The following is a 12,187-nucleotide window of genomic DNA, read 5'->3' on the forward strand; positions in this document are numbered from 1 at the left end:
CAGTCTTTGTTACTGCCTTCTATCTGTTATATTATCGTTTACTCAAATCATTTTTGAATGTCTGCTCATTTTCTGTTTGGTTGAGCTAATAAATTAAGCAACCCATTCCTGACAGATCTTGACACCTTCAGCGGCATTGGTGGTATATTGATCGGCCCCAACATGTTCACAGGCTTCTTTAGTAACCGGATTTCCGCCAATAATAATTTTGGCGTCAATTCCAGCTGCTTTCACCATTTCAACGGTTTCCTTCATGGCATCGATGGCCAGGGTCAAAACACCGCTCATTCCGATGATGCAGCCCTGATTTTCTTTGGCGGTCTTAACAAACAGTTCCGGCGCAACATCAATTCCCAGATCTATCACTTCAAAACCCGCTGCTTCTGACATGCTTTTGAAAATATTCTTACCGATATCATGTAAATCACCATGAACCGTACCAAGTATAATGGTCCCGGCAACTGTATCAGCGCCACTGCCCAGCACTGGTTTTAACAGATTGATAGACTCGGTTAATAGTTCACCGGCAAAAATCAGATCGCCAACAAAATAGTCGCCCTTTTCAAACAGTTCACCAACAATTGCCATACCTGCCTGACAGGCGGCAATGGCTTCCTGGGCTTCTGGTTCTGACGGACTCGCTTTAACAAACTCGTTGAGTAAATCCATTACCAGTTCTTCTTCCAAATCTCCTACTGCTTGTGTTAATTCTTTTAAATCTAACATTTTTTTACCATTCCTTTTTTATTTTTTATTGACATGATGGTTGCAACCATCATGCCCTGGCCTGATTCTTTATCAATTATATTTGTTTTAGAATTTTTCGCTTTCCGGCAGATAACGGTTTAACAGTTCCTGTTGTTTTTTGGTCAGGTCTGGAGCCTGATAGCTTTCCAATCGTTCTTCGATAATTTTTGAAGCCCGCTGTCTGATATCGCCCACTTCTTCAAAAATAACGGCTGGATCACCAGCGGTTTTATTAAAAATCTGTGATAAGTGATGCTGATCGCGGTATTCTTTCGGGGTTCTTCCTGATAAATAATTACCCAGTGGGCCAGCCTTCTTGATTTCGTCAAAAACCTTACCGGCTTGTGTATCCGAGATTTTAATCCCTTTGTTTAGTCGCATCAAGATGCGATTGACCTCTTCATCGAGAACAAATTTTTCATAACTGCCGACGGCGTAGGATTGAAGAATCCCGGCATTATTCAGCGCAAAGTCTGATTTTCCCAGGTAAGTGGTCATCAATGTCGTCATTGATTCAACCCCAGCCTGATAATCGGGTTTGAGTGAATCCGAACCACTGACACCGGTTCTGACCGGTAGCCCATAGTAACGACCTAATGCCAATGTCGCCATTTGAATCAATTGTGCTTCCGGGGCACCAATGGCAATGGCGGTTTTACGCATGTCAGTCGGCGAAGACACGGTTCCGTAAATAACCCCGACGCCAGGATTAATCAATTGCGTTAAGACAATCCCAGCCAGAATGGTCGCATTATCCTGAATTACCGAACCCATCAGTGCTGCTGGAGCGGTCAGATTGGTCATCGAACAGGTGATAATGGTCACCGGCTGACCTTCTTCAACCAGACCCATGATGTTATCCAGCACCTCATAAGAATAGCCCAACGGCGAAAGGGCGCAGCAATTGGTTAACAATACCGGTCGATCCCAAATGTCATAGAATTCTTTGTACAGGTTGGCGATTTCTTTGGCCGCATCTTTCAAGCTCTGTTTTTTGACATTTAAACTGTTGGCAACATTACCATAGGTTGGTCGGTCTGAATATTTAAGACATAATGCCACCTGAGGGATATAGAAATTATCCTGGGATTTGTCTAAGTCCGGAGTATCATACGCTGAATTGTTGACAAAATCAGTCACATCACTGGTATGCATCAATTTAAGAAATTTAACCACATCCGGCAGTAATGCCGCTCTGTAAGTATCATCTTCAAATAAAAATTTTGAAGGACCGTAACAGCCAACTGTTTTCGGTTTAAAGCGCTCACCAATGTGTGTTTCACCAGCACTTGTGGTCACGGAAAATGATTTCGGTGCTGTCGCCAGAGCTTTGTTTAAAAGTTCTTCACTTATTTTTACAATATTCCCTTCGACGGTTGCACCATGTTTTTTAAAGATCGCCAGGGCCTCTTCGCTGGCAAAGGAAACACCGACTTCTTTTAAAACTTTTAAAGAATACTCATGCAGCAGTTCCACATCACTGGTGGAAACGTATTTTTCATAAAAGCGTCTGTTCATATACATTTGAAATAACCTCCGGTTTTTTTAATAAATACATGTATTTCGCAACTAAACTATAGCACAGCTTCGAAATTGTTGTCAATACTTATTTTGTAATCGAAATCACACCTGTGGATGATCTACATTATAAGAACTTCGAATAAATATTTCTGAATTACCTCAATTTTTTGGATATTTATTAAGATTTTCAGTTATTTTCCTTTCTTCAAAATAATTGTTGACCGTTTACAGTTATCGTGTTATACTCCATTGCATTAGACATGTGTTTCGCAATAATGTTTCAGGAGGATGAAATGAAAAATTTTGGATTTAGGAATGCAATGGTATTTTTAATACTAAGTGCTACAGTTGCTCTTGCCTATCAGTTACCCTTTTTACGCTTTACTTTTTACGATCAATTTGCCGCTGCGTATCAGCTTAGCAATACGCAAATTGGCGTTCTGGCCTCGGCCTTGAATTTAACCTACACCTTCTGCTATCCCATCGGTGGCTGGATGGCCGACCGCTTCTCCATGCGTTCAATGATTTCCACCACCCTGGCGGCTTATGCTGTGCTGACTTTCGCTTTTGCGATGACCACAAACTTTACGGCGCTGCTGATTATTCATTTTCTTTACGGGTTTTTCGGTATTGCCACCCTGTGGTCGGCCTACCTCAAAGGGATTAGAAATTTAGCGAACGAAGACAATCAGAGTAAAATGTTTGGAGGCAGCGAAGCTTTGCGCGGTGTTATTCAAACCCTGATGGGATTTGCCTTTCTGGCGATTGTCGGTTTAGCCGCTACCCCAGCCGCTGGAATGAAAGTTCTCTTTATATTTGGTGCCGGTGTTTGTGCCCTGTTTTTTGTTCTGGCCCTATTCTTTCTCCCCAAAACAGATATCAAACACGAAACCCAATCCGTCGTTAGTGAAACCAAATACAGTGTTATGGATGTCCTGAAAAACAAAGGCGTCTGGATCACAATTCTGGTCATTATGTTTGCCTATATTACCTGGGCCATTGGCAATGCCTATATGACGACCTATACGGTACAGGTGCTTAACATCTCAACAACAACAGCCAGTGCTATCGGTATCGTACGCAGTTACATCATTGTCTTGTTAGCTGGGGTAATTGGCGGCTTTTTTATGGATAAGTTCACGTACAAAGGCAAAGGCTTTATGATCGCTTTTGGTGCCATCGCCGCTGCTTTGGTTGCTCTGCTCTTTTCTGCCAAGGTGATTGCCATCAGCATCGTCCTGACTCTGGTGATCGCATTCATCGCAAATATTATGAAATCCACCTACTGGTCGATCATGGATCAGGCTGGTATCCCCGTTGGAATGACCGGAATGGCTACAGGTATTATCTCATTTATCGCTTTTATCCCGGATGTCTTCTACGGCCTGATTTGCGGTAAGTGGCTGGATGATGCCAAAGCTGCCGGTGATATTGCCACTGGCTTCAACCAGATTTTTATCTTACTGATCGTTTGTGCGATCCTCGGAATTGGTTCCTCGCTGTTACTGGTAAAACGAACCAACGATTTAAAAAACATGGAATCTGTGTCATCAGATTTAAAACCTGAAACTACACCTATATCGTAAAAAAATGCTCCAACTGGAAATATTCCGGTTGGAGCATTTTTAGGGCTTAAAACCCAATCTTTTAATATGATTATGTTTTTAAAAAACAGCATTTAAAAGCGCCTGATCGAGCAATGTCGGTCAAGCGCTTTTTGTTTATATTTTTAACCCATTAAACCCGGATAGAGCGGATATTTTTCGGTTAAAAAGGCGACCTTTTCCAGGGCCAGTTCCATGTCTTTTTTAATCAGTGCCGCTTCAATGGCATCGGCAACCACTTCCATGTCCGCTTCCACCAATCCCCGGGTGGTTACGGCAGGTGTTCCGACCCGGATGCCGCTGGTCACAAAAGGACTTTCCTTATCATAAGGAATGGCATTTTTATTGGCAGTGATGTTGACTTTTCCCAAGGTTTCATCGGCCTCTTTCCCGGTCAGGCCGACCTTGCTGACGTCTAACAGCATCAGGTGATTGTCGGTGCCACCGGAAACAATTCGAAAGCCCCGTTTTTCCAGCGCCGCCGCCAATACTTTAGCGTTCTTGACCACCTGTTCCTGATAGGCCTTAAACTCAGGTGTTGCGGCCTCTTTGAAAGCAATGGCCTTAGCGGCGATCATATGCTCCAGGGGACCGCCCTGGGTACCGGGAAAGACACCCTTATCGATCAGCTTGGCATATTCTTTTTTGCAGAGGATAATCCCCCCACGAGGACCCCGCAAGGTTTTATGGGTAGTGGTGGTAACAAAATCGGCATAAGGCACGGGACTTTGATGTTGTCCAGCCGCCACCAGACCGGCAATGTGAGCCATATCCACCATCAGATAACACCCAGCGGCCTTGGTCAGCTTTGAAATCCGTTCAAAGTCGATGGCGCGAGGGTATGAGCTGGCGCCAACTACTACCAATTTGGGCTGGTGTTCGTTGATCAGCTTCTCGATCTCATCATAATCGATGGTTTCGGTTTCCTGATTCACCCCATAAGAAATGAAATTGTAATATATTCCAGAAAGATTGGCCGGACTACCGTGGGTTAAATGACCGCCCTGATCCAGGCGCATCCCCAGAACCGTATCACCCGGTTGCAGAACTCCCATGTAAACTGCGGTATTGGCCTGGGCTCCAGAATGAGGTTGGACGTTGGCGTGTTCGGCACCAAATAAGGCCTTGGCCCGATCAATAGCGATCTGTTCAATGGTATCCACATGAACACAGCCACCGTAGAAACGGTGTCCCGGCGTACCTTCGGCGTATTTATTGGTTAAATGACTCCCCATGGCTAACATCACTGCGTCTGACACAAAGTTCTCAGAGGCGATCAGCTCTAAATGACTTTGCTGTCGATGCAATTCCTTTTTCATGAGTTCATAAATCTCAGGATCAGCAACTTTTACTTTTTCAAAATACATAATTTCCTCCATAAAACTCTTTCTAATAGTCATTTCGCCGATTTGAAAGCCTTTCAAGGGAAGCCGCAATACTTTTTAAATAGATCGATATTTCTTCAATTTTCACTTTGAAATAAAATACAAACATGATGCCTGACATCAAAAAAAAGATCAGTAATATCGGGATGATACTCCAGGCCACACCGGCCATACTATTTATAAATTGATTCATATCGTCCTCCACTAGGCCGCTGTCTTTCTATGAAAGACAGTTGTACGGCAATAACATTTACTATTGTAACATTAAATTCTGATAATGCAATACACATTCCATCATTTTTTGTGATTTGTTTTATGGTTTGGAAAATAAGGACCGCTTAGCAATCGTGGCCAATCCCGAAAGTCTTAACCATGATTCCAAAAGCTAACACTATATGTGCAGATGTTTTTCTGACTATTCTACCACTTCAATGGTATCCCCTGCTTTGATAACGCCACCTTCGAGGATAATGGTAAAGATACCTTCTCTTGGCATTACGCAATCGCCGACCTGTTGGGCGATTTCACATCCGGCATGGCATTCTTTGCCAATCTGGGTCACTTCCTGCAGGGTTTCGCCGATTCTTAGCTTTGTTCCCACCGGCAGTTCATAGACGCAGATGCCTTCAGTCGTAATGTTTTCAGCAAAATTACCGGCACATAGTCCCGCTGCGCCCATGGCGATCATCTTATCAATACTCTCCTGTCCCAACAAACTGACCTGACGATGCCATTTTCCGGCGTGGGCATCACCCTCCAGTCCAAAATCCTTTATAAAATTCCCGACCGAAATCGGTTTTTTCATGACACCTTTTGTTTCGCTAATATTAATTGCTATTACTTTTCCACTCATGTTTTTTCTCCTATTAAATTTTATTGATGGTTGGGATTTATAAACTCACCGGATTTGCCACCGGTTTTTTTAGCCAGATAAATCGCTTCAATGGTCATTTCTTTGTCGACTGCTTTGCACATGTCATAAATGGTCAGGGCAGCCACTGAAACCGCTGTTAGGGCTTCCATTTCCACCCCGGTCTGACCGGTGTTTTTAACCACGGCTTCGATTAGAATTCGGGAATTTGCCTCATCAATTTGAAAATTAATGTCACTGCCGGAAATAAATATATTATGACACATCGGGATCAGATCAGCCGTTCGTTTAACGCCCATAATTCCAGCAACCTGAGCCACTCCCAGAACATCGCCTTTTTTCATCTGGCCGTCGATGATTTTTTTAAGAGTTGCTTTTTTCATACTGATGGCTCCTCTGGCAACGGCCATTCGTTCAGAGCTTTTTTTCTCGCTGACATCCACCATTTTACTGCGGCCCGCCTCATTAAAATGAGTGAACTCGACGATCTCTTTATCCATTTCGTCCATATCATCCTCCAATTTCGTTCATATTTCTTAGTAACTGCTTTTCATGTTCATTAATATGATGCTTTTCCGGTTTTTTATTAATCGCCTGTAAGAGAATTTCTTTATAGGTCATTCCGGCTTGATGCAGCGCCACCAGGTCAATTTCGAAGTCTGAATGGAGGCAGGGTTTGATTTTACCATCGGTGGTCACCCTAATCCGGTTACATTCGCTGCAAAAATGCTTACTGATGGGATTAATCAGACCGACTCTCCCCTTGGCTCCAGGCAGCTGGTAATACTCTGCCGGTCCGGTTTTGTCCGGGATCAGTAGTGGTGTTAACGCTGGCACGCGCTTTAGCACCTCATCATTGGACAGGTATTTATTTTCTGCAAAACCGCTGGATTCACCCAGCGGCATCAGTTCAATAAACCGCACATAAACAGCTTCGTCCCGGGTATAATTGACAAAGCTTTCAATTTCATCATCATTAAACCCCTTGATCAGCACCGTGTTGATTTTAATGGGATGCATTCCCGCTGCCTTGGCGGCGGCAATCCCGGCAAAAACATCTTCCAGGTGCCCCCACCGGGTAATCTCATGAAATTTGACCGGATCAAAGGTGTCCAGACTGATATTCACCCGGTTTAAGCCTGCCGCTTTTAAATCTTTGGCGTATTTCGGCAAGAGAATCCCATTGGTGGTCATAGTGAGATCCTCAATCCCGGGAATCTCGCCAATTCTTCTGACCAAATCAACAATCCCATGGCGCACCAGCGGTTCTCCGCCAGTTAAGCGAATCTTATTAACCCCCAGGGACACCCCAGCTTTAATCAGATCCAGAATTTCTTCAAAGGACAAATTCTTCTGATGCGGATGTTTCTCAATTCCCTCCTCCGGCATGCAGTAAACACATCTTAAATTGCATAAATCGGTGATGGAAATACGCATGTAATTTATTTTTCTTCCATAATGATCCTTCATCTGTTTCCTGCTTTCTCCCCTGATGTCTAGGGTTTAACGATTTCTCCCGGCTGCTCCAGTTCATATCCCCCCAGCCGTTTTAGTGCTTCTCTGAATTGTTCTGATTTAAGTACCTTGATAAATATCTGCACCCGGGGATCGTCCAGATTTTCTTTTAAAATAACAAAATCATAGGCTTCATCACCAATCGGGATAAAATCCAGATCCATCATATTGGCGGCCGATAAAACCCCGATCCCGACATCGCAGGAACCGGACGCAACCGCCGAAGCCACCATCATATGGGTGTTCATTTCCCGGCTATAGCCCAAAATCTGATTGGCATCGAGCTGCTTTTGTTTTAATAAGTAATCCAACAATACCCGGGTACCTGAGCCCCGCTGCCGATTGACGAAACTGATATCCGGTCGGATCAGGTCGGTAATTCCCTGAATATTTTTGGGATTGCCTTTGGGTATAATCATCCCCTGGGTTCGTTTAACCCCTTTAATCAACACGACCCCCTCGTCAGCCAGATAACGCTTTAAATAGCAGAGATTATATATCCCGGTTTGTTCATCCAGCAAATGGATCGGGGCAATATGACACTCGCCTTTTTTGATTGCCATAATCCCACCCAGACTACCCACATGGGCCGAAGACAAGTTTACCAGTTCTTTGTTTTGATGAATGATATTGGCAACGATATCCATCAATACATCGTGACTGCCAATCGAAACCAGGGTATTTTCAATTTCTTCCCGGGGCCGCATCAGAATCAGCTCGACCTCTTCCCCGGCTTCATACCCTTCGACATTTTTGGGAATCTTCAAAATACCGTCAGCATTAACCAATGACATGGTCACCCCTGCGCCCCGATCCAGCGGCGTAGCCACAAAGCGCTGATTGACCCGACCACATTTCATCCGGACAAACTCCAGATACTTAAGCGATGACATCAGACGTTTTGAAAGCACTGCTTTGATGGTGACTCCCTCCGTCAGGATCTGATGGTTAAAGGCCAGAATTACCGGTTTAACAAAGCTTTCAAAGACAAAATAGGCAGAGACCGGATAGCCGGGAATCCCGATCACCGGTTTTCCCTGAATCATTCCCAAAACCACGGGTTTTCCCGGTTTAATGGCGACGCCGTGAACCACAACTTCACCCAGTTCTGCAATCAGCTTGCGGGTGTAGTCTTCGGTTCCGGCTGAGGAACCAGCGGAAATCAGCACCACATCATTTTCATCAACAGCTTTAATGATCGCCTTTTTGATCACCTCGTAGTCATCCTGTACTGTCGGGTAACGTCGGGCTTTGCCGCCATATTCTTTGACCAGCCCCGCAAACATATGGGTATTGGAATCAATTATTTTTCCTACCGCCATCGCTTCCCCGGCTTCCACCAGTTCGGTACCGGTGGGAATAATCCCCACCCGGGGTTTGTCCATCACTTCAATCTCCGTAATGCCGCCAGCCAGCAGGGCCCCCAGATCGATTGGGCGAACCCGGTGAAAAGCCGGGATAATCAACTCTCCGGCAACGATATCTTCACCAATTGGCCGGACATTCTGCCACAACGAAACCGGATTGTTGATGCTGACTTCATTATCACTTTTTATGATCACATCCTCAATCATCACCACCGCATTGTAGGGATCAGCAATTACATCTCCAGTATCGACAAAATTAAAATCGCTTCCTTTTATCAACGTCCGGGGATGACGTTCATCCACACCGACCATCGCCATGGCTTCCACGCAGATGCCATCCATGGCCGAGGCATTATAATAGGGCGATGAAATTTTCGCAAAAACAGGCTCTTTCGTCACCCAGCCCTGGGCTTCGATGACGGGTAGAACACGGCCTTTTTGATGCGCTTCGGCAAAGGATAATAAGGCCAGATACTTGGACACTGCCAGATTGAGATCTTCATTTTTTAAATATAAATTCCGTTCGTCTTTTTTTCCGGTATTTTCAGTATTCATTATTCCCTCCAGTTCAGATCTAAGTAGTCAGTCTACGAGCTTTTTAAAACAGGGTTACCAAAACCTGATCGCCAGTATTTTTTCCTTCTTCGTTTTCGGTAATTTCAATATAACCGTCAGAATACGCTAACAGCGTAATCATTCCCGATTTACCGTGAGTAGGCCGGACTTCGATGCCATTTTCAGTCTTTTTGATGGCCACGGTCTGGAAAGTTCGTCGGCCCGGGGCAGCATGAACATTTTCCGTAAGCACCCCCTGGACGGTCAGATCGTTTACACTATCCTGTCCATAATACAAGCGCATAAATTCCTGTAGTACGATCATCATCACCATAATAGCGGCGGCTGGCTGGCCCGGTAAACCGATTACCGGTTTTTGCGAAACGGTTCCCAAAATCGTCGGTTTTCCCGGTTTAACTGCCAGACCATGGAGTAGCACCTGTCCCAGCCCATCAATGACCTGAACGGTATAATCCTTTTCGCCCATCGAACTTCCACCAGAAAGGATCACCATCTCGCCGTTTTCGATGCCCTTTTGCACGGCTAAGCGAATCTCCTCACGGTCATCTCTGGCGTAGGCGGTTGAGATGACCTCGGCGCCCAAACGTGTTGCCACCGCTGCCAGCGCCGGGGTGTTAATGTCAATCACTTCCCCAGGTTTAGGTGTTTCACCAGGCCGAATGATTTCATCACCAGTGGAAATAATGCTGATCCGGGGACGCTTAAAAACCTCGATCTGCAAATAACCCAAAGCCGATAAAACGCCGATGTCCTGAGGTCTTAACTGATGGCCCCGGGAAAAAACCAGTTCCCCCTTTTTGATGTCATCACCAATTTGCATCATGTTTTCATTGGCACCGGCATTGGTGTAAATGGCCAGGTCTTTTTCTCCCAGTTTTTCAGTATACTCAATCATAATCATGGCTTCAGTACCGGCTGGTACCATCCCCCCAGTTGGAACATAGAAGGTTTCACCCTGGTTAAGGCGCTCGGCGGTTTCTTTGCCCATCTGGACTTCTCCGGCGATTCTTAAAAAGCCCGGTATGGCCTGGGACGCTCCTTGAACGTCGGTTAGTTTCACCGCATACCCATCAACCACGGACCGATCAAAGTGCGGAACATCGATAGTCGATACAAGATCAGCCGCCAGTATCCGCCCTAATCCATGGCTTAAATCAATGGTTTCATTCTCTAGCGCGATATCTATAAATGACTCATTGATAATTTTTTTCATCTCATCAATGGTTTTTACTTTTAATAACTCCATTTTTTTCTCCTTACCGACCATTTTTTTCATTCGGTGTCTGCTTTCTATTCTAACGGTTATTGTCAGAAAAAACAATATCAATTCAAGACTTTAATTTTTCGTTAAAAATTGTTATACTAAAATGAATAGTTTTTATTGGACTTAAGGAGGTGGCGCAATGTCACGTTATGAACGCAATTTTCCAGCTTTTTCCGAACAGGACTTTGAGCGCATTCAACGTGCCACAATTTGTATCGTCGGCTGTGGCGGTTTGGGGGGCTATATCATTGAGATGCTGGCCCGAGTCGGGATCGGTTCACTGATTTTGATTGATGGTGATGTCTTTGAAGATTCCAACCAGAACCGCCAGATTTTCTCAACCGAGAAAAATATTGGCACCCCCAAAGCTAAAGCGGCAGCAGCCCGGGTCAAGTTGATCAATAAAGAAGTGACGACCACCTATTATCACGATTTTCTCGACGAGGAAAACGGTTTTTCCTTGATTGGCGATGCCGATCTGGTGATGGATGCTCTGGATAATGTACCAGCCCGGCTGACCCTCCAGACCTTGTGTAAGGAAAAGAACATCCCCCTGATCCACGGTGCCATCGGCGGCTGGTTTGCCCAGATCACCACCGTTTTTCCGGAAGATGATACCCTGTCCCGACTCTATGACGGTGAAAAAGAATACGACTCCAAGGCTCTGGGCAACCCATCCTTTACTCCGGCTCTGGCAGCATCGCTACAGGTATCTGAAGCCTTGAAAGTCCTAACCGGCAAAGAAGAAATTTTGCGAAACAAACTGTTATATATCGATTTATTGGCCAATGACTTTTTTACATTTAATATTTAGGAGGAAAACATGTATCGAACTGGAATAATGACCTTAAGTGATCTGGGCTCGAAGGGCCAACGGGAAGACAAAAGCGGTCCGATGATTGAAACGATGCTGGCCGAAACCAAACTTTATGAGGTAGTCAAAACCATCATTCTTCCGGATGATCTGGACACCATTAAAGTTGCCCTGATAACCTGGGCCGATGAAGACCATCTGGATCTGATTCTGACTACCGGAGGCACCGGCTTTTCCGGACGGGACTGGACCCCGGAGGCCACCATTGCCGTCTGTGACCGGATGACTCCCGGCATCCCCGAAGCGATGCGTTATCACAGCCTGCAGATCACCCCCAAAGCAATGCTCAGCCGCAGTGCCGCCGGTATCCGCAAGCAAACCCTGATCATCAACCTCCCCGGCAGCCCCAAAGCCGTCAAAGAAAACCTTGAAGCCATTCTGCCAGCCCTGGATCACGGCCTGGAGATGCTCCAGAGCAGTGGCTCCGCCAATTGCGCCGAACCCATCAAGTAACCTAAAAAAA

The 12,187-nt window shown here is 45.3% G+C and carries 12 protein-coding genes; 3 read left to right on the forward strand and 9 right to left on the reverse strand.

All coding sequences use genetic code 11. The features are described from left to right. Window positions 1-93: 93 nt before the first annotated feature. Window positions 94-726: a cobalamin B12-binding domain-containing protein gene (locus B3F51_RS12130; protein WP_148636262.1), complete on the reverse strand. Its 633-nt coding sequence runs from the start codon at window positions 724-726 to the stop codon at window positions 94-96. 87 nt (window positions 727-813) lie between these two features. Continuing rightward, the gene (locus B3F51_RS12135) at window positions 814-2,271 is read right to left on the reverse strand and encodes a trimethylamine methyltransferase family protein (protein ID WP_286947332.1); all 1,458 of its coding nucleotides are present in this window, start codon (window positions 2,269-2,271) and stop codon (window positions 814-816) included. Window positions 2,272-2,561: 290 nt separating this feature from the next. On the opposite strand from B3F51_RS12135, the gene B3F51_RS12140 reads away from it, so the two are divergent. Next, window positions 2,562-3,854, forward strand: coding sequence for an MFS transporter (locus B3F51_RS12140; RefSeq protein WP_286947333.1), 1,293 nt, complete (start codon window positions 2,562-2,564; stop codon window positions 3,852-3,854). A 143-nt stretch (window positions 3,855-3,997) separates the two neighbouring features. Here the strand turns inward: B3F51_RS12140 and glyA are convergent, their stop codons facing one another. From glyA to glp, 7 genes are all read right to left on the reverse strand, one after another. Further along, on the reverse strand, window positions 3,998-5,239 hold the full coding sequence (gene glyA / locus B3F51_RS12145; protein ID WP_286947335.1) for a serine hydroxymethyltransferase: 1,242 nt from the start codon (window positions 5,237-5,239) through the stop codon (window positions 3,998-4,000). A gap of 22 nt (window positions 5,240-5,261) precedes the next feature. Continuing rightward, window positions 5,262-5,450, reverse strand: a complete 189-nt coding sequence (locus tag B3F51_RS12150; protein WP_148636259.1) for a hypothetical protein — start codon at window positions 5,448-5,450, stop codon at window positions 5,262-5,264. Window positions 5,451-5,672: 222 nt separating this feature from the next. After that, on the reverse strand, window positions 5,673-6,110 hold the full coding sequence (locus tag B3F51_RS12155) for an MOSC domain-containing protein (RefSeq protein ID WP_070372776.1): 438 nt from the start codon (window positions 6,108-6,110) through the stop codon (window positions 5,673-5,675). 20 nt (window positions 6,111-6,130) lie between these two features. Beyond that, a complete protein-coding gene (gene moaC, locus B3F51_RS12160) occupies window positions 6,131-6,628 on the reverse strand; it encodes a cyclic pyranopterin monophosphate synthase MoaC (protein WP_139142412.1) in 498 nt (165 codons plus the stop codon). A gap of 10 nt (window positions 6,629-6,638) precedes the next feature. Continuing rightward, window positions 6,639-7,598 carry a GTP 3',8-cyclase MoaA gene (gene moaA, locus B3F51_RS12165; RefSeq protein ID WP_148636258.1) on the reverse strand — a complete coding sequence of 320 codons (960 nt, stop codon included), beginning with the start codon at window positions 7,596-7,598 and terminating at the stop codon, window positions 6,639-6,641. Window positions 7,599-7,624: 26 nt separating this feature from the next. Continuing rightward, the gene (locus B3F51_RS12170; protein WP_286947338.1) at window positions 7,625-9,565 is read right to left on the reverse strand and encodes a molybdopterin biosynthesis protein; all 1,941 of its coding nucleotides are present in this window, start codon (window positions 9,563-9,565) and stop codon (window positions 7,625-7,627) included. Between the two features lie 43 nt (window positions 9,566-9,608). Further along, the gene (gene glp, locus B3F51_RS12175) at window positions 9,609-10,832 is read right to left on the reverse strand and encodes a gephyrin-like molybdotransferase Glp (RefSeq protein WP_228882942.1); all 1,224 of its coding nucleotides are present in this window, start codon (window positions 10,830-10,832) and stop codon (window positions 9,609-9,611) included. A 157-nt stretch (window positions 10,833-10,989) separates the two neighbouring features. Between glp and B3F51_RS12180 the strand changes: the two genes are divergently transcribed. Both B3F51_RS12180 and B3F51_RS12185 read left to right on the forward strand, forming a co-directional pair. Continuing rightward, on the forward strand, window positions 10,990-11,664 hold the full coding sequence (locus B3F51_RS12180; protein ID WP_286806990.1) for a HesA/MoeB/ThiF family protein: 675 nt from the start codon (window positions 10,990-10,992) through the stop codon (window positions 11,662-11,664). 9 nt (window positions 11,665-11,673) lie between these two features. Continuing rightward, window positions 11,674-12,177, forward strand: a complete 504-nt coding sequence (locus B3F51_RS12185) for a MogA/MoaB family molybdenum cofactor biosynthesis protein (RefSeq protein WP_286806994.1) — start codon at window positions 11,674-11,676, stop codon at window positions 12,175-12,177. The last annotated feature ends 10 nt before the right edge of the window (window positions 12,178-12,187 follow it).

The organism is Acetobacterium sp. UBA5834 (genome assembly GCF_002435675.1).
Lineage (GTDB): Bacteria > Bacillota > Clostridia > Eubacteriales > Eubacteriaceae > Acetobacterium > Acetobacterium wieringae.